Source organism: Acidovorax sp. SUPP3434 (assembly GCF_030159015.1).
Taxonomy (GTDB): domain Bacteria; phylum Pseudomonadota; class Gammaproteobacteria; order Burkholderiales; family Burkholderiaceae_C; genus Paracidovorax.
In genome coordinates, this window is the sequence record NZ_BQXL01000014.1 from 20,726 (window position 1) to 44,116 (window position 23,391).

Genomic DNA, 23,391 nt, shown 5'->3' on the forward strand with positions numbered 1-23,391 from the left:
AGGGGTGGCCCGCCAGCCACCCTTTTTTATGGGCCCATGCGTTGGCGATCGCTGGTATCAGCGCGCGTCGGGCGCGGCCGATGCCGCGCGAACGAAGGACCGGCGACGCACCCAGAAGGCCAGCGCCCCCACCGGCGCGGAGATGGTGAGGATGAGCGGAGCCTGGGGCCCCACCTTCACAAAGCCCGCCCCCAGCAGCTGCAGGCTCAACCACTGCGCGGACCATGCGCCCGTGGTCCAGTCCAGATGGCACTGCACCACGCCCACCGCCACCCCGGCACACCAGAGCCACTTGCGCTTCGGGATCGGCGTGCGGACGCAGACCCACAGCGTATAGACGATCCCGAGCGGAATGCCGATCGCGAGCGCGAGGAACAGGTAGTGGCCCGGCGTTTTGCCTTCCAGCGAAAAGCGGTGGGTGGCGGCCAGGGACTGCGACGCCGGCGTCACCTGCAGTGCATTGAAGACGACCGCGCCGTCGCGCTGCTCCAGCATGGCAGAGACGACCAGCAAGGACTGCGGATACTCGTACTCGAGCGTGAGGTGGTGGAAGGTGGCGGAATCGGTCTTCAGAACCTGAACGCCCACCGCCTCGGCGGATTGGGGCGGTCCCGGGGGGATCAATGCCGCCATCCGGCCCAGGTTCTGCCGCAGATCGGCGGTGCGCAACCGGGGCGCCAGCTGGGCCTCGATGGCCGGAAAATCCTGGCGGGCCAGTTCATCGACGGCATCGCGAACCCTCTGCGTCTCCTGCGGCGCGATCGATGCCGGGCTGTCCTGTGAGGCATTGCAGCCGCTCAACAGAGCGGCCAGGGCAAGAAAGGCGGTGGCGACGATGCGCATGCGGTGAGGGACCTTTGACGTGGAAAAAAAAGGCCGGATGTTAAACAACACCTCCCGCCGCCCCTCAAAAAAAACAGCACCGTCGGCAAAAGGCCTTCCGCTACAATCGCCGCCTATGTTTGCCGCCCGCCCGTTCACCCTGCTGAACACTGCACCCGCCGCCCTGGCCGGTGGGGCCGCGCGCGCAACCACCACCAAAACCACGACCATTAAGGGCTGATCCAGCCTGGTTCGTCGTGCGCCCTTCCTGGCCAGACGAGCCAGGCGAAAAGTCCCGGTCGGGTACTGTTTCTTAAACTGAATAGGGGCGTTGAAATGAGCAAGTTGGTAGGTTTGGTCGGCTGGCGCGGCATGGTCGGCTCCGTATTGATGGACCGCATGCAGGCCGAAGGCGATTTCGGTCTCATCGAGCCCGTGTTCTTCTCCACGTCGAACGCAGGCGGCAAGGCCCCGGCGCAGGCCAAGAACGAAACCACGCTCCAGGACGCCTTCGACATCAACGCCCTCAAGCGCTGCGACATCATCCTGACCGCCCAGGGCGGCGACTACACCACCGAAGTATTTCCCAAGCTGCGCGACGCCGGCTGGAACGGCCACTGGATCGACGCCGCTTCCACGCTGCGCATGAAGGAAGACGCGGTCATCGTGCTGGACCCGGTCAACCTGCCCGTGATTCAGGATGCCCTGGCCAAAGGCGGCAAGAACTGGATCGGCGGCAACTGCACCGTGAGTTGCATGCTGATGGGCGTGGGTGCGCTGTACAAGGCCGGCCTGGTCGAGTGGATGAGCACGCAGACCTACCAGGCAGCCAGCGGCGGCGGCGCCCAGCACATGCGCGAACTGCTGACGCAATACGGCACGCTGAACGCGGAAGTGCGCTCGCTCCTGGACGATCCCAAGAGCGCCATCCTGGAAATCGACCGCAAGGTCATCGCCAAGCAGCGCAGCCTGTCGGACGCGGAAACCGCCAACTTTGGCGTGCCCCTGGGCGGCAGCCTGATCCCCTGGATCGACAAGGACCTGGGCAACGGCATGTCCAAGGAAGAGTGGAAGGGCATGGCCGAGACGAACAAGATCATGGGCCAGGGCGAAGGCTTCGACACGCCCGCGGTGCCTGTGGACGGTTTTTGTGTGCGGGTGGGCGCCATGCGCTGCCACAGCCAGGCCCTGACCTTCAAGCTGAAGAAGCACGTGCCCGTGGCCGACATCGAGGCCATGATCGCCGCCGACAACGAGTGGGTGAAGGTCGTGCCCAACACGCGCGAAGCCACCTTGAAGGACCTGACCCCCGTGGCCGTGACCGGCACCATGACGATTCCCGTGGGCCGCATCCGCCAGATGGCGATGGGGCCGGAATACATCGGCGCGTTCACCATCGGCGACCAACTGCTGTGGGGTGCCGCCGAACCGCTGCGCCGCATGTTGCGCATCCTGCTGGCCGAATGACGCGGCGGGCGCTGACACCGAACCGGTGTCAGCGCGTTTAAGCACCAACGTTTTGTTACTGCTCGTTGTCCTTTGACAACATTGCTGCGGTGCACATTGCCCTTCTGAAAGGCGCCCAAAGGTTGCGCCTTGGCTCAGCTTGTCAGTGCAAAACATTGATGCTATTGTGCTTTTTACACATTTTCACGCTTACGCGCGGAACCAAAACTGCCTGAATCTGGCACCTTGCCAGACCGCACAATCCTCTTTTGTTGATGGCACACATGCATCGTTGGAAACTCTCAATCCTGGCCGCCGCGGCCGTCATGTCGGCCGGCCTGTATGCCACCGATGCGAATGCTCTCGCCCTGGGCCGCCTTACCGTGCAGTCCGCCCTTGGCGAGCCCCTGCGCGCTGAGATCGAGCTGCCGCAGATCACTGCCGCCGAAGCGGATTCGCTGCGGGCAGCCCCCGCGTCCCCTCAGGTGTTCCGCGCCCAGGGGATGGAAGTGTCTCCCGCGCTGAACAGCCTGCGCGTGCAACTGCAGCGCCGCAGCGATGGCTCGATGGTGCTGCAACTCACCAGTGACCGCCCCATCAACGACCCCTTCGTCGATCTGGTGCTGGATGCCACCTGGAACTCCGGCCAGATCGTGCGCAGCTACACCATGCTGTTCGACCCGCCGGCCCTGCGCCGTGCGCCGGCCACCGTGACCGCATCGCCTCAGGTGACGGCGCCGTCCGCCCCGGCCGCTGCACCGGCCCCGCGCACGCCCCGGACTGCCGAGTCGGCGCCGTCCCAAGCGGCAGCCACCGCCACACCACGCCCGGCGCCAGCCCCTACGCCCCGCCCTGCCGCAGCGCCGGCCCCGGCGGGTGCCGCCGGCTCGGTCACCGTGCAGGCCGGCGATACCGCGGGCCGCCTGGCCGCCGCCAACCGCCCCGCTGGCGTGTCGCTCGACCAGATGCTCGTGGCGATGATGCGTTCCAACCCCGACGCCTTCATCCGTGGCAACGTGAACCGGCTGAAATCGGGCGCGGTGCTGCAACTGCCCGATGAAACCCAGGCACGGGCCACTCCCCCCGGCGAGGCACGTCAGATCATTGCCGCGCAAAGCCGCGACTTCAACGAATTCCGCCGCCGCCTGGCCGGTGCCGCACCCTCCGCCGAGGTGGCCGCCGCCGAGCGTTCGGCCAGCGGCAAGGTCCAGACCCAGGTCGAGGACCGCAAGCCCGCCACGGCCGCGCCAGACAAGCTCACCCTGTCCAAGGGCGCCGTACAAGGCCAGAAGGCTGCTGAAGACCAGGTGGCCAAGGACAAGCAGGCCAGCGCCGCATCGGCGCGCATGGCCGAGCTGTCGAAGAACATCTCCGATCTGAACAAGCTCGGAACCGCCTCCGCGCCGGTGTCCACGGGCTCCGGCAGCGCGCCGTCAGCCGCCGCCAGCGCCGCCACGGGCGCAGCCGTGGCCACGGGCGCCGTGGTACCGCCCGCTGCGGCGCCCGCGCCACAAGCCCCCGCCAGCGTGGCCAGCGCCCCTGCGGCCCCCGCTGCTGCCGTGACGCCCGCCAGCACGGCGGCAACCCCGGCATCCAGCGTGGCGAGTGCCGAGCCAGCCCCGCCCGTGGTGGCAGCCCCAGCGCCCGCACCGGCGCCAGCGCCCGTTGCCGTGCCCGCCCCAGCCCCCGACACGGAGGAGCCAGGCTTCTTCTCCAACCTGTTCGACGACCCCATGCTGCCGCTGGCCGGCGGTGCCTTGCTGGCATTGCTGCTGGGCTATGGCGTCTACCGCACGGTCCAGAACCGCCGCAACCAGCATGCGGTGGACAGTTCTTTCATGGAAAGCAAGCTGCAGCCGGATTCGTTCTTCGGCGCCAGCGGCGGCCAGCGCGTGGACACGGCCAGCAGCCAGTTGAGCACCGGCTCTTCGATGGCCTATTCGCCCAGCCAGCTCGATGCCGGCGGCGATGTCGATCCCGTGGCCGAAGCCGACGTGTATCTGGCCTATGGCCGCGACCTGCAGGCCGAAGAGATCCTCAAGGAGGCAGTGCGCCACAACCCGGACCGCACCTCGGTCCACGTCAAGCTGGGCGAGATCTATGCCAAGCGCCAGGACCGCAAGGCGCTGGAAGCCGTGGCGCAGGACGTCTTCCGGCTGACCGATGGCCAAGGCCCCGACTGGGCCCGCGTGTCCGAACTGGGCCGCGAACTCGATCCCGAGAACCCGCTGTACCAACCCGGCGGCCGCCCTGGCGTGGTCCTGGACGACGACGGCCCCAACACCGGCAATGGCTTTGCCAGCACCTTCACGGACGGCCGTCCGCAGATGGCCGGCGCCACCAGCGCGGCCTTGCCACCCGATCTGGACCTCGACCTCGATCTGGCGGACGACGCCCTGACCGAAGCGCCGCCCGCGCCACCTGCCGCACCGGGTGCCTTCGCCGCTGCGGCCGCCGCTGCCGGTGCTATGGCCGCCGCGCCGGCCTGGGCTCCCGCACCGACGCCCGCTCCCGCTGTTTCGGAGCCTCCCGCACTGGACACGGGGGCCCTGGACCTGCCCGAACCGTCGTGGGACAAGCCGGTGGCCACCGCGGCCGCCCCGCTGTCGCCGCCTCCGGACACCGCCGATCTGGAATTCCCGACCGACCTGCGGCTGATGGATTCCGCTCCGGCACCGCTGTCGTCCGCCGAGGCCGCTCCGTCGGGCCCGGCGCCGCTCGAATTCGACCTCGGAGCGCTGTCGCTGGACCTGGACACACCTGCCGGCAATACCAGTCCATCCGCCAGCCCGGCCGTGCAGGATCTGCCGCAAGCGACCCCGCCCCTGCCCGACGATCCGCTGGCGACCAAGCTCGCCCTGGCGGAAGAATTCAACGCCATCGGCGACAGCGAAGGCGCACGCACCCTGATCGAAGAAGTCATTGCCGAATCGTCCGGCGCGCTCAAGACACGGGCGCAACGCCTGCTGTCCGAACTGGGCTGATGCACGGCACCAGCGCAGCCACGCTCCCTGCCGCACCGGGACGCCATCCATGAGGATGGCGCTCGGCGTCAGCTACAACGGGCAGGGCTATAACGGCTGGCAAAGCCAGTCTTCCGGCAGAACCATCCAAGACCACCTGGAAGCGGCCCTCGGCCGCTTTGCCACGCAACCCGTGTCCACCATCTGCGCTGGCCGCACCGATGCGGGCGTGCACGGGCTCATGCAGGTGGTCCATTTCGATACGCCGCTCGACCGCACGCCGTTTTCCTGGGTGCGCGGCACCAACACCTTCCTGCCTGCCGACATCGCCGTGCAATGGGCGCACCCGGTGCCGGAGACGTTCCATGCGCGTTTTTGCGCCACGTCCCGCCGCTACGCCTATGTGCTGCTGCAGTCGCCCGTGCGCCCCAGCGTGGACAGCGCGCGCGTGGGCTGGGTGTTCCATCCACTGGACGGCAACGCCATGCGCGAGGCTGCCGCCCACCTGCTCGGAGAGCACGACTTCACCTCGTTCCGGGCATCGGCCTGCCAGGCCAAATCGCCCATCAAGACCTTGCAGCGCATCACGATCACGCGGCGGGGCCCCGCCGAAAGCGATGCCGGCCCGCCGGCCAACGCACCGCCGCACGACTGGCAGCCCTGCTACTGGCGATTCGAGTTCGAGGGAAACGCGTTCCTGCACCACATGATCCGCAACATCATGGGCTGCCTGGTCGCGATCGGGCAGGGAAATCAGCCCGCCGGCTGGATGCAGGAGGTGTTGCTGGCCCGCTCGCGCGATGCGGCCGCGCCCACGTTTTCGCCAGACGGGCTGTACTTTCAGGGACCGCTCTACGATGCCTCATGGGGTCTGCCCCTGCGCACCGCTGCGTATGATTGGCTTCCATGAGCCGCTCCCAGCCCGCCAGCCCTCCGCCTGTCCCTATCCCTCCCCACCACCGCACCCGCGTCAAGATCTGCGGCCTCACCCGCGAGGACGATGTGGATGCGGCCGTGGCGGCTGGCGCCGATGCGGTGGGGTTCGTGCTCTACGCCGCCAGTCCAAGGGGAATCACGCCGCAACGGGCCGCAGCCCTGGCCCGCAGACTGCCTCCGTTCGTAACGCCGGTGCTGTTGTTCGTGAATGCACCCGCTACAGAAGTGATAGCAGCCTGCACAATGATTCCGTCGGCAACGGTCCAATTCCATGGGGATGAATCACCCCAAGACTGCTGGGCGGCCACGGCGGATGGAGCCAGGCCGTTCCTGCGGGCGGCACGCATTCCCCTTGGCGACGGTGCGGCGCGGTTCGACCTCGTACAATTCGCGGCAACCCACTCCCGCGCCCAGGCCATCCTGCTCGACGCCCATGTCGAAGGTTATGGCGGTGGCGGCAAGGCATTCAATTGGTCACTTCTACCTCCAAGCGTCGGCTCTCACCTCGTTTTGTCTGGTGGACTCACGCCTGCAAACGTGACCGATGGCATCTTGCAGGTGCGGCCGCGCGGCCTGTCGCTCGCGGTTGACGTCAGTTCCGGCGTGGAAGCCGATGGCCCCGACGGCAAGCCGTTGAGGGGCATCAAGGACGCCGGCAAGATCCAACGCTTCATCGCCGCCGTGCAGGCGGCCGATGCGCAATTTGCAAAGATTCATTGATGCTTTCCTACCAGCAACCCGACGCCGCCGGCCATTTCGGCCCCTATGGCGGTAGTTTCGCGAGCGAAACGCTCACCCATGCCCTGACCGAACTGCGCGAGGCCTATGCCCGCTACCAGAACGATCCGGAGTTCCTGGCCGAATTCCATTCGGAACTGAAGCACTTCGTGGGTCGCCCCTCCCCGGTCTACCACGCGGCGCGCATGAGCCGCGAGATGGGCGGCGCGCAGATCTACCTCAAGCGCGAAGACCTCAACCACACCGGCGCCCACAAGATCAACAACGTAATCGGCCAGGCGATGCTCGCCCGGCGCATGGGCAAGCCGCGCATCATCGCCGAGACGGGCGCAGGCCAGCACGGCGTCGCCACGGCCACCATCTGCGCGCGCTACGGCCTCGAATGCGTGGTGTACATGGGCTCGGAGGACGTCAAGCGCCAGAGCCCCAATGTGTACCGCATGAAGCTGCTGGGCGCGACCGTCGTGCCCGTCGATTCGGGCAGCAGGACGCTCAAGGACGCGCTGAACGAAGCCATGCGCGACTGGGTGGCCCATGTGGACGACACCTTCTACATCATCGGCACGGTGGCGGGCCCGCACCCCTACCCCATGATGGTCCGCGATTTCCAGAGCGTGATCGGCACCGAGTGCCTGGAACAGATGCCGGCCATGCTGGCCGAGCAGAAGGCCAGCACCCAGCAGCCCGACGCGGTGATCGCCTGCGTGGGCGGCGGCAGCAATGCCATGGGCATCTTCCACCCCTACATTCCCCATGAAAAGACACGCCTGATCGGCGTGGAAGCCGCCGGCGAGGGGCTGGACAGCGGCAAGCACTCGGCCTCGCTGCAGCGCGGGAGCTCGGGCGTGCTGCACGGCAACCGCACGTTCATCCTGCAGGACGAGAACGGCCAGATCACCGAAACGCACAGCATCAGCGCAGGCCTGGACTACCCCGGCGTCGGGCCCGAGCACGCGTGGCTGCAGGAAATCGGTCGTGCCGAATACGTCGGCATCACCGATGCCGAGGCGCTGGCCGCCTTCCATTACCTGTGCCGCACCGAAGGCATCATTCCAGCGCTGGAATCCAGTCATGCCGTGGCCTATGCCATGAAACTGGCCAAGACCATGCCAACGGATCAGTCCATCCTGGTGAACCTTTCGGGCCGTGGGGACAAGGACATCGGCACCGTCGCCGACCTATCGGGGGCCGATGTGTACGACCGGCCCTCCATGCGCGGCCTCGGGGTCAAGGGAGGGCCTGCCGCATGAGCTCGCCGCGCAACCGCATCGCGAATACCTTCGCAGAACTGCAGGCCAAGGGGCGCAAGGCGCTCATTCCCTATGTGACCGCCGGCTTTCCGTTCGCCGACATCACGCCGGCGCTCATGCACGGCATGGTCGAGGCCGGGGCCGACGTGATCGAACTGGGCGTGCCCTTCTCCGACCCCATGGCCGACGGCCCGGTGATCCAGAAGGCCGGGGAAAAGGCGCTCTCGCTGGGCGTGGGCATGCTGCAGGTCCTGGGCCATGTGCGCGATTTCCGCCAGCGCAACGACAAGACGCCCGTCGTGCTGATGGGCTACGCCAACCCGGTGGAGCGCTACGACCAGATCCACGGCACAGGGGCCTTCGTGCGCGATGCCGCCGATGCGGGCGTGGACGGCGTGCTCATCGTCGACTACCCGCCCGAGGAAAGCGAAGCGTTCGCCGCCAGCCTGCGCGAGCGCGGCATGGACCTGATCTTCCTGCTGGCACCCACCAGCACCGAAGAGCGTATGCAGCAGGTCGCGCGCGTGGCCAGCGGCTACGTGTACTACGTGTCCCTCAAGGGCGTGACCGGCTCGGGCGCTCTCGACACCACCGCCGTCGAGGCCATGCTGCCCGTCATCCGCCGCCATGTGCACATTCCCGTGGGCGTGGGCTTCGGCATCCGCGATGCGGCCACGGCCCAGGCCATCGGGCGCGTGGCCGATGCCGTGGTCATCGGCAGCCGCATCATCCAGTTGCTGGAAGACCAGCCGCATGAAAAGGTGGTGCCGGTCACCATCGACTTCCTGCGGGGAGTGCGCAAGGCGCTGGACGCATAATTGCAGCCCCGCGCGCCCGGTCCGTGGCGCGCCGGCTGAGACTTGAAGCGAAGAGGAAACCGATATGTCCTGGCTCGAAAAACTTCTGCCCTCCAAAATCCAGCAGACCGACCCGACCGAGCGCCGCCAGGTGCCGGAAGGCCTGTGGATCAAGTGCCCGAGCTGCGAGACGGTGCTGTACAAGACCGATCTGGAGCAGAACCAGAACGTCTGCCCGCACTGCAGCCACCACCATCGCATCAATGCCCGCCCCCGGCTGAATGCGTTCCTGGACGCCGAAGGCCGCTATGAAATCGGCCAGGAAGTGCTGCCGGTCGATGCGCTGAAGTTCAAGGACAGCCGCAAGTACCCCGACCGCCTGAAGGAAGCCCTGGAAAACACCGGGGAAACCGATGCGCTCATCGTGATGGGCGGCTCGGTGCGCAGCATCAACATCGTGGTGGCGTGCTTCGAGTTCGACTTCATGGGCGGCAGCATGGGCAGCGTGGTGGGCGAGCGCTTCGTGCGTGGCGTGGAAACCGCCATCGAGCAGAAGGTACCCTTCCTGTGCTTCACCGCCACGGGCGGCGCGCGCATGCAGGAAGGCCTGCTCTCGCTGATGCAGATGGCCAAGACCAATGCGGCCCTCACCCGGCTGGCCAAGAAGGGCCTGCCCTACATCAGCGTGCTGACCGACCCGACGATGGGCGGCGTCTCGGCCGGCTTTGCCTTCGTGGGCGACATCGTGATCGCAGAGCCCAAGGCACTGATCGGCTTTGCCGGACCGCGTGTGATCGAATCGACCGTGCGCGTGACGCTGCCGGAAGGCTTCCAGCGCGCTGAATTCCTGCAGACCAAGGGCGCGGTGGACTTCATCTGCGACCGCCGCGAACTGCGGGGCACCGTGGCCAAGAGCCTGGCGATGCTGCAGCGCCTGCCGGCAGATTCGGTGGCCTGATCGTCCATACGCTTCGGCCGCTACCAAAACAATAGCCGCCACCGCTGACTGGATCAGCGGTGGCGGCTATTTTTTATGGCGGGCCAATTCCGCTGCCGGCCCCTACCGCAGCACCCATCCCTGTACGTTGCCCACCACGATCAGGCACACCTGCAGCAACACCAGCACCACCAGCGGCGACAGATCCACCCCGCCGAGGAGCGGCACCACACGCCGCACGGGGCGCAGCAACGGCTCGCACAAGCGGGCAATCACGTCGGCAAGGGGTGAGCGCGTCTGCACCCATGAGAGCACGGCATAGACGATCAACAGGCCGATCAGCCCGTAGATCGCCGCGCGCACCAGACCGAACACGGCCAACCAGAGCAGCAGCATCAGGCCCGGGCCGGCGCCCAGCAGCAGCCACAGCAACAGGTACTGCACCAGCTGGATCAAAATCGCTGCTACCAAGCTGGCCCAATCCCAGCGCCCCGTGGCAGGCACGATCCTGCGCAGGGGCAGGACCAGCCAGTCGCTCAGCGCGAAAACCAGTTGCCCGATAGGGTTGCCAAAAGGCACGCGCTGCAGCTGCATGTAAAGCCGCAGCAGGCAAGCCCCGGCAAGCAGGCCGCCCACCACGTCCAGCAGGAAAGAAGCGATCTGGTAAAGCATGAAACCTCGTAATGTGGAGAATCTGGGGCGATGGTGCGAAGGGTTCCGCCGTGGGATGATAGCGGGCCAACCCGCCTGCCCATGACCTTCGTGCCCCCACCTTCCGAGCCGCCATTGCCGCCGCTCACGCTGACCTCCCTGCCGCTCTTTCCGCTGGGGACCGTGCTGTACCCGGGCGGGATGCTCTCGCTTCGCGTCTTCGAGGTGCGCTATCTCGACATGGTGCGCAAATGCCAGCAGGCGGGCGCACCGTTCGGTGTCGTTGCGCTGACGAGCGGCCAGGAAGTGCGCCAGGCAGGTGCAGCGCCCGAGCAGTTCCACGATGCCGGAACGCTCGCGAACATTGCGGAGATCGACACGTCGCACCCTGGCCTCATCGTTCTGCGAGCCGAGGGCTCGGCCCGCTTTCGCATCGTGCGCCGCCACCTGCTGCCGCACGGGCTGTGGCTGGCCGACATCGAGCAGATGCCCCCGGATGTGCCGCTCCCCGTCCCGGAGGACCTGCGCAACACGGCCGCCGCGCTCGAGCAGGTGCTCGCACGCCTGCGCCACCGGGGTGCGGACGACCCCTCCAGCCTCCCCGACCCCACCCCCGAGCAACTGGACGACTGCGGTTGGGTCGCCAATCGCTGGTGCGAACTGCTCCCCGTGCCGCTGGACCTGAAGCAGCAGCTCATGCAACTCGACAGCCCGCTGCTGCGCCTGGAACTCGTGGGAGACGTGCTGGAGCGCACGGGCATCGCGCCGTGAACACGAAGGGCGCAGAGGCCCGGCCTGGCGCGCCCCTGCCGTGAAGGTCCTGCAGATCATCACCAAGGGCGAGGTCGGGGGCGCGCAGAGCCATGTGCTCACCCTCTGCCGGGAACTTGCCTGCCAGGGCGTTGCGGTCCAGGTGGCCATCGGCGGCGCCGAGCCGCATCCGCCACTGGCCAATGCCCTGGAGGCTTCGCACCTCGCGGTGCATCGCGTCCCCGCGCTGGGCAATGCGCTCAACCCGGTGCACGTGGTGCGCGCCGCCTGGGCCCTGCGGGGCATCGTGCTCGAACAATCTCCGGATCTGCTCCATGCCCACAGTGCGATGGCCGGCGTCGTAGCCCGGTTGGCCGGTGCACTGACCCGCACCCCCGTGATCTACACCGTGCACGGCTTCGCCTTCAAGGCGGGACATCCCTGGAAGCGCCGCACAGTGGCCCTTGCCATGGAGTGGCTGCTGGCCCCGCTGACCCGGCGCATGATTTGTGTCTCGGACCATGAGCGCCGGCTGGCGCTCGTGTTACCGCTGCCTTCGCGGCGGGTGTCCGTCATCCACAACGGCGTCGAGGATGTGGCAGTCCCAGGCAACAGCGCAGCATCGACCGCCGAAGCGGCGCCGACGATCGCGATGGTTGCCCGCATGGCCCCGCCCAAGCGCCCGGACATCCTGCTGCACGCACTTGCCCAGTTGCGTGGCGCCCTGGGGCACGAAGTCCCCGCCACCTTTTTCGGCGGCGGCCCCGAGCTGGCAGCCCACCGCGCACTGGCCCATCGATTGGGCCTGCAAGCGGTGCGCTTCACCGGCGATGTGGATGATGTTGCGGCCCAACTGGCCCAGCACGCCATCTTCGTGCTGGCATCGGATCACGAAGGCCTGCCCATTTCGCTGATCGAGGCGATGCGTGCGGGCATGGCCATCGTGGCCAGCGATTTGCCGGGCATTCGCGAATTGCTGCCGGAGTCGGCTCATGCGCGCCTGGTGGCGCCCGATCCCGCAGCATGGGCCACGGCGTTGCGGCAACTGATAGAGTCGCCAGCACTGCGCGCCCGCATGGGCGCGGCAGCACGGCAACGCTACGAGCAGCACTACACCGCAAAGCGCATGGCTCTGGCCGTGCGCTCGGTCTACGCCGCGGCGACTTCGCGCACCCACTGACGATTCCATGAACAGCATTCCACGCCGCGAACTCGGCTCCTCCACGGCGCACCGACAGGGTGCCGTGCTGCGCTGGGCGCTGGGTGGCACCTTGATTCTGATGGTGAGCTATCTGGCGGGGCTCGGCCTGGAGCGGTACGACTGGGTGACCTACCAGTTTCCGCAGACGGTGCTGTGGTGCGCCATTCCGTATGCCATGACCGCCCACTGGCTCTACAACGGCGCCTATCTGCCCCAGTTCGAGGGACGCCGCTTTCTCTTCGTGGCGACCGCAGCCCCCTACCTTGCCGCCCCGCTGGGTTTCGCCTTGCTGCAGCAGCCCTATTCCCGCGGCGCCGTTCTTCTCGTGTACCTGCTCTCGTCGGCATGGTTCCTGGTCGGCCATTGGCGCAACCGGCGGCACCAGGTGCTGTCCCTGGCCTATCTGGACGATACCGTGCCCCTGCGCCTTCGGGAGCTGCTGGGCGATATGGCCCAAGCCAGCCAGCAACACATCGCGCTGCTACCCTGGACGCCCCTGGAAGAATCCGGCACGGACACCGGCACAACCCACGCCACTCCCCAATGGGCCGGCGTGGTGCTGGATCGCCATGCCCCCTCGAGCGCCGCACGCGAGCGATGGATCAGCGATTTGCGCCTGCAGCATGTGCGGCTCTACAGCGTGGAGGCCGTGGCCGAACTGCTGAGCGGCCGCAAAATACTGCCCAACCAACAGACCCAGGACCTGTGGACCCTGGACGGCAACCCGGCCTACGACACCTTCAAGCGGCTGACCGACCTGCTCCTCACGCTGGCAGGGCTGCCGGTGTGGCTGCCGCTGTGCCTGGCCGCCGGCCTGGCGGTGAAACTGGACTCGCCAGGGCCCATGCTTTTTTCCCAAATCCGCGTCGGCCGCAATGGCCGTGCGTTCCGCATCTGGAAGCTGCGCAGCATGCGCCATGCCGGCGACGACCGCACAGCGCGCTTTGCCCAGCCCAACGACGACCGGGTGACCTCCGTGGGCCGATTCATCCGCCGCACCCGTTTGGACGAACTGCCCCAGCTATGGAATGTGCTGAAGGGCGAGATGAGCCTGATCGGTCCGAGACCAGAGCAAACGGAGTTCGTGCGCGTGTTCGCCGACCGGATTCCCGCATACCCCTACCGCCACCTCGTGCGCCCCGGACTGACGGGCTGGGCCCAGGTCCAGCAGGGCTACGCCGACAGCGAGGAGCAGACCGCCATCAAGCTCAGCTATGACCTCTATTACGTGGCGCACTACTCCGTGGCCCTGGACTTGCTGATTGCGTACAAGACGCTGCGCATCGTGGCGGGCGGATTTGGCTCGCGTTAGGGGCCGCAGCGTGTCACGGAAGGGCGCGAGCAGAGCGGCGCGCACGCGCCACCAGCACATCGGCGCCCAAAGGTCGCCATTGCATCAAGCGGTGCAATATCCGCCCCTTGATGCTGCCAGGTGCGCTGACCGAGCAGCCCCGCAGTTCAATCACTTGCAATCCAGCATCCGCCAATACCTTTTGAAGGGTGTAGGGAGACAGCCACGCACGGTGGTCGGTATTGATGCGCTCAATGCCTCTGGCCGTGTGCACGATGTTGCGCAAGGACAGCCCGTTCGGCGCCGAGACGATGAATTCCGCCGCAGGAAACAATGCCGACAGCCGAGCCAGAAATGCCGAAGGGTCCGCCAGATGTTCAATGACGTCAGGCACCATCACCAAGTCGATGGGCAGCGATTGCAAAATGCCGGCAGCTTCGGGATCGTGGATGTCCAGGGCATACAGCTTTTCGAATCCCAACTGCCTCGCCGCCTCCACCGCGGCTGCATTGATGTCGATGCCATAGCATTCGCGTGCGGACCGGCTCAGACGCGCATGCAGCCAATGCCCTGCGGCAACACGCGAGGCAATCAAAGGCTGATGATCGGCAAAACCGACGTGCAATACCGACCGATCAATGCACCATCGCTCCAGAAGATCTCCACGGGAACGCACGTCGAAGGCGATATCGGGCCGATAGCTGTAATCATCATCAAACTCATCGCCGGACAGGTATTTGGAAATCTCCATGGCCGCATTATCCCCACCCGACCGTAGCGAACTGCAGGTCTGCATGATCCAGGGCGCCACAGGTGCCGGCGGCGTGGCCACGGTCGTCAAAAGCTTGGCAAACGGATTGATGCAACAAGGTTGCCATGTCGGGCAATGCGCAAGCTCACCATCCGAATGGCGATTGCTGCTGTCTGTGGCCAGGCGCAGCGACGTGCTGTTGGCCACGCACAATTTTCGCGAGGCCTACGTGGCATGCGCAATCGGCGCTTTGCTTCGCAAACCGGTCGTAGTTTGGTTTCATGGCCCATTGAGCGAAGTGCTGGCACAAGCGCGGGCAGGGTTCGCCAAGCGCCTCTGGCTGCGCTGGTTCTACCGGTGTGCGGCCTACTTCGTGTTCGTATCTGCGTCGTCCAGTCAATCCTTTGCGCAGTTCATGCAAGGGACTGCGTTCAGATCCAAGGGCCTCACGGTGATACCTAACGCACTTCCGCCCATAGCACACCCGAAAGCCCCCCTGCCACCCAAGCTGGATGGGATCGTTCGCATCGGCTATGTCGGCCGCCTGTCGCCAGAAAAGAATCCACACCTGCTGATCGGCATGCTGCGCGCCCTGCCGTCACGATTTCAGCTCACCGTGGTGGGGGATGGGCCCTTGCGCAGTGATCTGGAGGCCGCCTCCGCTGATCTTGCGCAGGCCAACCGCATCCGTTTCTTGGGTCACCGATCCGACATCGCAGCCTTCTACGGAACGCAGGATCTCACGGTGCTGACCTCGCTCTACGAAGGCTGTGCCATGGCAGTGCTGGAATCGCTGCAGGCCGGTGTGCCTTGTGTTGCGGTGCCGATTCCCAGCCTGCAGGAAATGCTGCAGGAACACGCGCCCTATCTTTTGGCGGAAACCAGCACGGCGGCAGCGCTGGCCCATGCCGTGGAAGCCACATTGCAGCACCCGGCTGCTGAGTTGGTGCAAGACCTCCAGAAGGTAATGGGCCACTACCAGTACTCCGATTTTTTGCAGCGCTGGCACACCTTGTTGAAAAGCACGGTAGCTGCATGCTGATCCATTTCATCCATCCCGGAAGGGCCTATCTGCCGGAATTGGCGGCCTACCAGAGCTTCTTGCAATCCAGGGGCCATGGTGCGCTCATCCACACCAGCGCCGAAGAGGTGCCCATGCAAGCCGCCGTGCTGTGGTGGATGTGCGGTGCCGTACCTGGCAACGCCACAGGCAGGCATGCGAGTGCCTGGCATGTGCATGAATACGCTTCGGCTTCGGTGCCGCCAGCCGCCTGGGTGAAAGACAAGGTCAAGTCATGGCGACAACCGCGGCCGCACTACCGGATCTTTCAGAATGCCTGGGTGAAGGACCGCATGGGGTTTTCCGACGCCGTGCCTTATGAATACCGGGACATGGGGGTTTCTCCGGAATTTCTGGACGCAAGCGCTTTGCCTCGCGCACCAAGTTTCGACTTCGTCTATCTGGGCGACATGCAACGCCTGGCAGGCTTTCGCCCTCTGCTACAGGGGCTGGAGGAGGCAGGGCGCAGCCTTTTACTGATTGGCGATGTTCCCGAAGGGTTGCGGGAGTGGCTGCATGACCGCTCTTTCGCCACGATGGCAGGGCGCGTTGCGCACGCCAAGGTACCGGCACTGCTGATCCAGGCCCGCTACGGGCTCAATCTCGTTCCGGGCCGCGCACCGTACCACCAGCAAACCTCCACGAAGCTGTTGGAGTACTGCGCCGTTGGGCTGCCAATCATCTCCACCGATTACCCCTGGGTACGCGAGTTCGAAAAAAGCGCGGGCGCCCGCTTCATCTACTTGCCCAGGGACGCAACGGTAGGTCAGTACGCACGACTACTGGGCCCCGAGCTGGACGGTCGGTCCCACACTGCACCCGCTGTGCGACAACTCACTTGGCAAGACCTTCTGGAAGGCATGCATATCTGGAAGTACCTGGGCTTGCAGCGATGAGTTCCATGGTCGTCACGTCCCGCATCGCCGTTGCCAGCGCTGCCTCACTGGCAGCGCAGGCGCTGTTCGGGCTTCTCATGCTGCGCCTGTTTTCCCCTTCGGACGTGGGCGCGTTCACCGTGGTGAGCCAAATCAGCTTCTTCTGGATGACCCTGGCCCTGGCCCAAAGCCCGCTGAGCTTTCTCGCCAACATTCACATTCCGCCAGCGCAGGCGCTGCGTCAAGCATTGAGGTCGAGCCTGTGGCGCTGGCTCCTGCTGTTGCCTGTGGCTGCAATGGCAGTCTGGGTGGCAAAGCTGCCTTCCTTCGTTCCATTCATGGCCTGGGCAACAGCCATGGCACTGCTGCAAATGGGCTGGTACATGGCGCAACCCTGGGCCTTGCGAATGGCTTCCGCGCGCACTGCTGCGCTGGCCCGCGCGGTACCACCGGTCATCGCCGTCCTGATCGCGACCGCCATGGGGATTTTCTGGGCGGGCAATGGCTCGGCCGGCTTGCTGATTGCCGCTACTTGCAGTTACGGCATCGGCGCCCTTTGGCTCACGCACCGTGCAGACAGCCGTCCCACTTTGGAGTCGCCACCCACCGGCGTGGCGGCCAAGGCAGCCACCACGCAACTCGACGATCGCAGTGCAGGTTTGCGTCTGGCTCACACGGTGGCGGATGCCATCGCTGGCACTGCCGTTCTCTTGGTGTGGCAACGCGCGTACGGGCTGGCGGAGGCCAGCTATCTTGCCGTGCTGCTGCGGCTGCTTGGGCTTTTTCCGGCCGTGGTCTATGCGGCGTGGCCCCAGGTGCTTCTCTCACGCGGGCAGCAAAAAAGGAAACTGTCCCTGTGGATGGGCCTCGGAGGCGCTGGATGCGCCGCATTGGCCGGATTGATGGCCATCGGAGCTCTGCGGTCCGGCTGGTTCGCTTCCTCATGGCAAGGATTGGAGGATTACATAGCGCCGCTGGTCATCTGGCAATGCACTGCCTGCCTGTTTGCAGCGCACGGTCATATGCCCTTTCAGCGCGGCTTGGCGCGGCCGTTTTCGTGGGCGACCATCGGCTTCAACGCGCTGCAACTGGGCGTGCTGATGCTGCCTTTGGCGCTGCACTCCGTCGGCCCGACGACGCATGTCTGGTGGCTTGCAGGGACCTCGGCGCTCGGATTGCTGGCCTTGACGGTTTGGATCGCGGGCAAAAAACTAAAATAGGCTGTTTCAGCTTGCCCATGGCGCATTCCGCCAATGCCTACGCACTCCTATGCTTCCCCCAAATAACGCTCCGGCAACCCCTACGCCTCCTTCCGACGACAACCAGCTCATCGCCGAGCGCCGCGAAAAACTCAAGGCCCTGCGGGAGGCCCAGGCAGCAGGCAAGGGCGTGGCGTTTCCCAACGATTTCAAGCCTGCCCACCATGTGGCGGACCTGCAGGCGCAGTACGCCGAAAGCGCGGCGGATGCACTCGAGGCGAGCCCTGTCACCGTGAGCGTCGCTGGCCGAATGATGCTCAAGCGCGTGATGGGCAAGGCCAGTTTCGCCACCGTGCAGGACGGCTCGCTGGGCACGACGGGAGGCCGCCTGCAGCTGTATGTCACGCGCGATGCGCTGGGTGAAGAGCTGTACGCCGCCTTCAAGCACTGGGACCTGGGCGACATCGTGGGTGCGGAAGGCACGCTCATGAAGACCAAGACCGGCGAGCTGTCGATCAAGGTCACCACGCTGCGCCTGCTCACCAAGAGCCTTCGGCCCATGCCTGACAAGTTCCACGGCGTGGCCGACCAGGAGGTGAAGTACCGCCAGCGCTACGTGGACCTGATGACCGATGAGACCGCGCGCAGCCGTTTCATCGCCCGCAGCAAGGCCGTGAGCGGTCTGCGCGAATTCATGGTGCAGCACGGCTTCCTGGAAGTGGAAACGCCCATGCTGCACCCGATTCCCGGCGGCGCGAATGCCAAGCCGTTCGTCACCCACCACAACGCGCTGGAGCAGGAGATGTACCTGCGCATCGCGCCCGAGCTATATCTGAAGCGTCTGGTGGTGGGCGGCTTCGAGCGGGTGTTCGAGATCAACCGCAACTTCCGCAACGAAGGCATCTCGGTGCGCCACAACCCCGAGTTCACCATGATGGAGTTCTACGCGGCTTACTGGAACTACCGCGACCTTATGGACTTCACCGAGCAGCTGGTGCGCGATGCGGCCATGAAGGCGGCCGGCACGCTGCAGCTGACCTACGGCGGCCGCGAGGTGGACCTTTCCCAGCCGTTCCAGCGGCTGACCATCCGCGAGGCGATCTTCCAGTACACCGAAGCCGGCGCCCATGTGGATGATGCCGCCTGGCTCGTCAGCGCCCTCAAGAAGCTGGGCCTGAACGAAGAGAAGAACCAGCTGTCCAAGCGCACGCTGGCCAGCCTGCAGGTGCTGTACTTCGAAGAAACGGTGGAAGACAAGCTCTGGCAGCCCACCTTCATCATGGAGCACCCGACCGAGATCAGCCCCCTGGCCCGGGCCAACGACACGCGCCCGGAAGTGACCGAGCGTTTCGAGCTCTACATCACCGGCCGCGAGTTCGGCAACGGTTTTTCCGAGCTGAACGACGCCGAGGACCAGGCCGCGCGTTTTCAGGCGCAGGTCGCGGCCAAAGATGGTGGCGACGACGAGGCCATGTTCTTCGACCACGACTTCGTCCGGGCGCTTGAGTACGGCATGCCTCCCACGGGTGGTTGCGGTATCGGCATCGATCGGTTGATGATGTTGCTTACCGACAGCCCCAGCATCCGCGACGTGATCCTGTTCCCCGCCCTGCGCCGCGAACATTGATCGGCTGAGGACTGCGGCCTTCGGGGCCGAAAGGCCTGCACCTGCCTCCAGGAAAGGGACCGTGATGACCACCACCCATCCCACCCCGCTGCCCCCCAGTGGGAGCCGCATCGAGGACACCATGCCCTTCACCGTGCTGGTCGTGGAGGATCAGGCCTCCCTGCGCGCGGTGCTCGTGGCGGAACTGCGCCATGCCGGCGTGGTCGATGTGCTGGAGGCCGCGTCGGGCGACAAGGCGCTCGACCTGTTCCAGCTGCACCGGCCGGACCTGGTGCTGCTGGACATCCGCCTGTCGGACCACAACGACGGCTATTGGGTCGCGCAGCAGATGCGCGAGGCCGAACCCGGGGGCTGGACGCCCATCATCTTTCTCTCCGGCCTGGACGGCGACCTGGACGTGTGGCGCGGCATCGAGTCGGGAGGCGACGACTACCTGGTCAAACCGGTCAAGCCGATCGTCCTCGTTGCCAAGCTTCGCGCCATGCGGCGGCTGCTGGACATGCGCCGCCGGCTGGTGTCGCTGTCGCAGGAGCTGCACCTGGCCAACCAGCGGCTCAATGAGATGGTCGAGGTGGATGCCCTGACCGGGCTGGTGAACCGCCGCGGCCTGGACCGCATCCTGCACAACGAGATCGCCGCGGCGCGGCGGGAGGGCGAGCCGCTCACCCTGATGCTGTGCGACCTGGACCATTTCAAGCGCTACAACGATTCCGCCGGCCACCTGCAGGGCGATGCCTGCCTGAAGGACGTGAGCCGCCTGCTGCGCGACGTGTGCACGCGCCCGCGGGATGTGGCTGCGCGCTATGGCGGCGAGGAGTTCGCCCTCATCCTGCCCGGCACGCCCCGCTCCGGCGCGATGACCTTTGCACGGGCGCTGGGCAAGCTGCTGTCCGTGCGCGCCCTGCCCCACCCCAATTCGCCGCTCGGACCGACGCTCACGCTGTCCGGCGGCATCACCACCTGCATTCCTGACGAAGGCACCAGCGCGGAGGCCATGCTGATGCGCGCGGACCAGGCGCTTTATGCCGCCAAGGCCCAGGGACGCGCCCGTTTTTTCAGCTTCGAGATGCAGATGGACACCGTCGAGCAGCTGCGCGGCTGACAGGAGACCTTTTGCCGAACGACTGGACCTTCATGCTGCGCCTGCAACCTTACCTGCCCGACTGGATCCAGGACTGGCTCGACATCATCGTGCCGGGCCTGCAGATCCTCTTGATCCTGATCGTCGCCGTGGTGCTGCAGCGCACGCTGCGAAGGCTGGTGGGGCGTGCCGGCCACCATTACCAGTGGCCCATCGAGATGATGGTGCCGATCAACGGCCTGCTGCGCTGGATCATCATGGGCAGCGCGCTGCTGCTCGTGCTGGAGCGCCTGGGTGTCTCCGCCACCGTGCTGTGGACCGCCTTCACCGGATTCGCCACCGTGGGTGCCGTGGCCTTCTTCGCCGCGTGGAGCGTGCTGTCCAACCTGTTCTGCGCGCTGCTCATCTTCACCGTGGGCCCGTTCCGCCTGGGCGACTACATCGAGGTGCTGGACACGGCGGAAAAGCCCGGCGCCAAGGGGCGCGTGATCGACATCAACCTGCTCTACACCACCCTGGAAGACTTCGACACGGGGCCGGACGGCGCACTGCTGCAGATTCCCAATACCCTGATCTTCCAGCGCGTGGTGCGGCGTTGGAAGGGCGGGCCTCCGCGCAGGGCGGATGCCGCGCCGGAAGATGCTGCCTCAGCCGAGGCCTCTTCCAGCCTGGAAACGGCCTGACCCTGCGAGGCAGGCTGATGGCGCACGCACGGCCGCAGCCTTTTTTTAGCCCGGCACGCGCCACCCACTGTCTATTCAGGTTTCGCCGTGCCTGCGCCCCTCAGGCCGATGGGCCGGTTCCGGCCCGTGTCCATGCTGCGCTGGCGCTGGCGCCGCCGAGGCATGGGGCGGCTGCACGGCGACGGGTCGGGGTGCGGCCGGCTCGTGCGGCATCGCAGGCGTGGGCCGCTGCATGGCGGGTGGCGGCATGCTGTGAGTGGCACGTTCCGCCGCGCCCTGAGCCGGCCCTTGCGGCGCCATATGCTGAACATGCTCGGGCCTCGGCACGGCCCGCTGTGCCTGTGCCTGTGCACCGGGGCCGGCACCCATCTGCAAGCGCGGATTCTCCCGGTGGGGCTCCCGGCTCGAAGCGCCCGGCATCGCCCCTGGTGCGGTCATCGCGTGCAGCGCCATCCCTTCCGGCCTGTTGGACGGCAACGCCACCTCGCGGTGCGGCTGTGCTGCCCCGGGCACTGCCCGCGAGTCTGCAGCATGGGCCTGCATTGGGGGTTGGCCAGGAACGCTGGGCAGCACTGCCTGCGGGGCGTGCACACGCTCCTCCGCGCGCCCGGCGTTCTGGAATTCACGCGCCCCCTGGGGTCGCTGCGGAGGCACCATGGCCTGGGCCTGCGGCGATGGCACCACGGCAGACTGGCCTGGCGGCACAAGATGCCGGTCCTGGCCCGGAGCGTGCGGCAGCATGGCCGCCTGCGCCATGGCATGGTGGTCGCGGTCTGGCGGGACACGCGATGCCATCGGATTCATGGCCGGCATCGGAGCGGCCGGCGCTGCGGGCATCGCGGCCGCCACGGCCGCAGGACGGCCGCCATCCGGTGCACGCTCGTAGATGTTGTTCACGGTGACGCGGTTGTGGATGTTTTCCACCACCGTGCGGGATTGCGAGATGTAGGTGTTGCCCCGGTACACCACGGCGGGACGCACCACCGGCGGCGGCGGCAAGGGCGCGCCCTGGACCCAGGCCGCGCGCTCCGGTGGCCGACCCCAGTTGACGCCCCAGGCATCCCAGCCCCAGTGGTGGTGGTGCGATGCGACCGCGCCCACCAGCACGCCGGCGCCGAAGGCCAGCGCGCCCACAGTCACGGGGTCGGGCCCCACGGCCACCCCCGACGAATAGACCGGTGCGGCCGCGGCCCAGCGATAGCTCGAGTACAGCGGCACGGGCGTGCCATAGACCACCTGCGGGTCATAGCGCGGCACGTACACCGCCTGGACGTCGGCCGGTTCAATGGAGATGTAGGTGGGTGGCGGAACCACCACCGTGGGCCCGCTATACAAGGGCACGGGTTGCTGCAGGTCCGCCGGCGGCGGCGGGCTCGGCGGCGCGGCTGTGACGGTCGCCACGCGCAGGTGCGACGAGCTTTTGAGCGTGCCCGCCTTGCTGGCGCGCGAGCGCATGACCTGGATGGCGTTCATCACATCCGTCGGGTCGTTGTAGTACGCCTTGCCCAGCGCCACCGTCCAGGGCAGGTTGGAGGCCATCTGCTCCAGCACGTTCGGGAAGGCCGTCAGCGATTTGATGCTCGGGTCCCACGGTTGCTGGTCCACCGCATCCGTCAGCGCGGCGGCCTTCAGCGACGGGTTTTGCCCCAGCCAGGTTTCCGCGGCCGTGACCTGCTCGGGGTAGGTCGCACCGGCCAGCACCTGCGCCACCAGCTTGTCCGGATACAGCGCGATGGGTGCGACCATCTGGTAGAGCGCATCCGCGCTGGGCGGCGTGTAGCGGACGGCAACGGGCGCGGCCTCCGGCGCCGGTGCAGCCACGGGCACTGCAGCGGCGGATGGTGCGGGCGGCGGCACCCGCGGAGAAGAGTTCTGGCGATTGCAGGCGGTCAGGGCGCAAACGGCGATGAGCGACAGCGCCATGCCGCGCGATGCGCGCCGCAGGCCCGCAGCGCGGAGGGGTCTGGGTGCGGTCGCTGCCGGTTGGAGCGGCGAGGCGGCGTGGGTTTGGGAAGCACGGGGGTCTGCAAGGGGCGCCATGGTTTTTCTCCTGAACCATCCACCGTGGGCCGGTGCGAAAACCCGGTCCGGCGTGCGTCGGCACCTCGTCGGCAGATGGTCTCTTCAGAACGGCACGTTATGCCTCGCGTTGACCGCCAGTTGTAGGCCAATGTTCGTCACGCGCTGTCGGCCCTCGCCCTGGTCCCAGTCACTGCGAAGGCTGGAAACAGCATTTTTCGCAGTTAACGGCAGTGCGGGAGGCGACTTTTCACTTTGAAAGCACCCAGCCAGCCACCGAACGCAGCGGTGGGCCGAACAACGATTGGTTACCA

General features: G+C 66.5%; 21 protein-coding genes. 17 read left to right on the forward strand and 4 right to left on the reverse strand.

Annotated elements, in window-relative coordinates; all coding sequences use genetic code 11:
* Nucleotides 1-57 precede the first annotated feature (57 nt).
* On the reverse strand, nucleotides 58-843 hold the full coding sequence (locus AVKW3434_RS18720; protein ID WP_284407028.1) for a hypothetical protein: 786 nt from the start codon (nucleotides 841-843) through the stop codon (nucleotides 58-60).
* A gap of 19 nt (nucleotides 844-862) precedes the next feature.
* Between AVKW3434_RS18720 and AVKW3434_RS18725 the strand changes: the two genes are divergently transcribed.
* The 8 genes from AVKW3434_RS18725 (at nucleotide 863) to accD (ending at nucleotide 9,910) form a co-directional block, all read left to right on the forward strand.
* Complete coding sequence (locus AVKW3434_RS18725) at nucleotides 863-1,063, forward strand: hypothetical protein (RefSeq protein WP_284407029.1); 201 nt, start codon at nucleotides 863-865, stop codon at nucleotides 1,061-1,063.
* 95 nt (nucleotides 1,064-1,158) lie between these two features.
* Nucleotides 1,159-2,289 (forward strand): aspartate-semialdehyde dehydrogenase, encoded by a 1,131-nt coding sequence (gene asd / locus AVKW3434_RS18730; RefSeq protein WP_284395903.1) that lies wholly within the window; start codon nucleotides 1,159-1,161, stop codon nucleotides 2,287-2,289.
* Nucleotides 2,290-2,552: 263 nt separating this feature from the next.
* A complete protein-coding gene (locus AVKW3434_RS18735; RefSeq protein WP_284407030.1) occupies nucleotides 2,553-5,252 on the forward strand; it encodes a motility hub landmark protein FimV in 2,700 nt (899 codons plus the stop codon).
* A gap of 49 nt (nucleotides 5,253-5,301) precedes the next feature.
* The gene (gene truA / locus AVKW3434_RS18740; RefSeq protein WP_284395908.1) at nucleotides 5,302-6,141 is read left to right on the forward strand and encodes a tRNA pseudouridine(38-40) synthase TruA; all 840 of its coding nucleotides are present in this window, start codon (nucleotides 5,302-5,304) and stop codon (nucleotides 6,139-6,141) included.
* On the forward strand, nucleotides 6,138-6,887 hold the full coding sequence (locus AVKW3434_RS18745) for a phosphoribosylanthranilate isomerase (RefSeq protein ID WP_284407031.1): 750 nt from the start codon (nucleotides 6,138-6,140) through the stop codon (nucleotides 6,885-6,887). The genes truA and AVKW3434_RS18745 overlap by 4 nt, the downstream gene beginning before the upstream one ends.
* Nucleotides 6,887-8,155 (forward strand): tryptophan synthase subunit beta, encoded by a 1,269-nt coding sequence (gene trpB / locus AVKW3434_RS18750; protein ID WP_284395912.1) that lies wholly within the window; start codon nucleotides 6,887-6,889, stop codon nucleotides 8,153-8,155. Before AVKW3434_RS18745 ends, trpB begins: the two co-directional genes overlap by 1 nt.
* On the forward strand, nucleotides 8,152-8,973 hold the full coding sequence (trpA, locus tag AVKW3434_RS18755; protein ID WP_284407032.1) for a tryptophan synthase subunit alpha: 822 nt from the start codon (nucleotides 8,152-8,154) through the stop codon (nucleotides 8,971-8,973). The genes trpB and trpA overlap by 4 nt, the downstream gene beginning before the upstream one ends.
* 64 nt (nucleotides 8,974-9,037) lie before the next feature.
* Nucleotides 9,038-9,910 carry an acetyl-CoA carboxylase, carboxyltransferase subunit beta gene (gene accD / locus AVKW3434_RS18760; RefSeq protein ID WP_272567902.1) on the forward strand — a complete coding sequence of 291 codons (873 nt, stop codon included), beginning with the start codon at nucleotides 9,038-9,040 and terminating at the stop codon, nucleotides 9,908-9,910.
* Nucleotides 9,911-10,012: 102 nt separating this feature from the next.
* Here accD and AVKW3434_RS18765 read toward each other — a convergent pair whose 3' ends face one another.
* Nucleotides 10,013-10,561, reverse strand: a complete 549-nt coding sequence (locus AVKW3434_RS18765) for a YggT family protein (RefSeq protein ID WP_284407033.1) — start codon at nucleotides 10,559-10,561, stop codon at nucleotides 10,013-10,015.
* A gap of 81 nt (nucleotides 10,562-10,642) precedes the next feature.
* Here AVKW3434_RS18765 and AVKW3434_RS18770 point away from each other — a divergent pair, with 81 nt between their 5' ends.
* Genes AVKW3434_RS18770 through AVKW3434_RS18780 form a run of 3 tightly spaced genes read left to right on the forward strand, consistent with a single transcriptional unit; the run spans nucleotide 10,643 to nucleotide 13,803 of the window.
* The gene (locus tag AVKW3434_RS18770) at nucleotides 10,643-11,311 is read left to right on the forward strand and encodes an LON peptidase substrate-binding domain-containing protein (protein WP_284407034.1); all 669 of its coding nucleotides are present in this window, start codon (nucleotides 10,643-10,645) and stop codon (nucleotides 11,309-11,311) included.
* Nucleotides 11,312-11,351: 40 nt separating this feature from the next.
* The gene (locus tag AVKW3434_RS18775; RefSeq protein ID WP_284407035.1) at nucleotides 11,352-12,470 is read left to right on the forward strand and encodes a glycosyltransferase family 4 protein; all 1,119 of its coding nucleotides are present in this window, start codon (nucleotides 11,352-11,354) and stop codon (nucleotides 12,468-12,470) included.
* Nucleotides 12,471-12,477: 7 nt separating this feature from the next.
* Entirely contained in the window at nucleotides 12,478-13,803 is a 1,326-nt protein-coding gene (locus AVKW3434_RS18780; RefSeq protein WP_284407036.1) for a sugar transferase, read from the forward strand.
* Nucleotides 13,804-13,816: 13 nt separating this feature from the next.
* Here AVKW3434_RS18780 and AVKW3434_RS18785 read toward each other — a convergent pair whose 3' ends face one another.
* Nucleotides 13,817-14,533, reverse strand: a complete 717-nt coding sequence (locus AVKW3434_RS18785) for a class I SAM-dependent methyltransferase (RefSeq protein WP_284395929.1) — start codon at nucleotides 14,531-14,533, stop codon at nucleotides 13,817-13,819.
* On the opposite strand from AVKW3434_RS18785, the gene AVKW3434_RS18790 reads away from it, so the two are divergent.
* The 6 genes from AVKW3434_RS18790 to AVKW3434_RS18815 all read left to right on the forward strand — a co-directional run bounded on the left by AVKW3434_RS18790 (nucleotide 14,532) and on the right by AVKW3434_RS18815 (nucleotide 21,058).
* Nucleotides 14,532-15,575: a glycosyltransferase gene (locus tag AVKW3434_RS18790; RefSeq protein WP_284407037.1), complete on the forward strand. Its 1,044-nt coding sequence runs from the start codon at nucleotides 14,532-14,534 to the stop codon at nucleotides 15,573-15,575. The two genes, AVKW3434_RS18785 and AVKW3434_RS18790, sit on opposite strands and share 2 nt — an antisense overlap.
* A complete protein-coding gene (locus tag AVKW3434_RS18795; RefSeq protein ID WP_284407038.1) occupies nucleotides 15,569-16,489 on the forward strand; it encodes a glycosyltransferase family protein in 921 nt (306 codons plus the stop codon). The genes AVKW3434_RS18790 and AVKW3434_RS18795 overlap by 7 nt, the downstream gene beginning before the upstream one ends.
* Complete coding sequence (locus AVKW3434_RS18800; RefSeq protein WP_284407039.1) at nucleotides 16,486-17,688, forward strand: hypothetical protein; 1,203 nt, start codon at nucleotides 16,486-16,488, stop codon at nucleotides 17,686-17,688. The genes AVKW3434_RS18795 and AVKW3434_RS18800 overlap by 4 nt, the downstream gene beginning before the upstream one ends.
* Before the next feature lie 49 nt (nucleotides 17,689-17,737).
* Nucleotides 17,738-19,294, forward strand: coding sequence for a lysine--tRNA ligase (gene lysS / locus AVKW3434_RS18805; RefSeq protein ID WP_284407040.1), 1,557 nt, complete (start codon nucleotides 17,738-17,740; stop codon nucleotides 19,292-19,294).
* Between the two features lie 121 nt (nucleotides 19,295-19,415).
* A complete protein-coding gene (locus tag AVKW3434_RS18810; protein ID WP_272569624.1) occupies nucleotides 19,416-20,396 on the forward strand; it encodes a GGDEF domain-containing response regulator in 981 nt (326 codons plus the stop codon).
* Between the two features lie 32 nt (nucleotides 20,397-20,428).
* Nucleotides 20,429-21,058, forward strand: coding sequence for a mechanosensitive ion channel family protein (locus AVKW3434_RS18815; RefSeq protein WP_284407041.1), 630 nt, complete (start codon nucleotides 20,429-20,431; stop codon nucleotides 21,056-21,058).
* A gap of 75 nt (nucleotides 21,059-21,133) precedes the next feature.
* Here AVKW3434_RS18815 and AVKW3434_RS18820 read toward each other — a convergent pair whose 3' ends face one another.
* Nucleotides 21,134-22,981 (reverse strand): DUF3300 domain-containing protein, encoded by a 1,848-nt coding sequence (locus tag AVKW3434_RS18820; protein ID WP_284407042.1) that lies wholly within the window; start codon nucleotides 22,979-22,981, stop codon nucleotides 21,134-21,136.
* Between the last annotated feature and the right edge of the window lie 410 nt (nucleotides 22,982-23,391).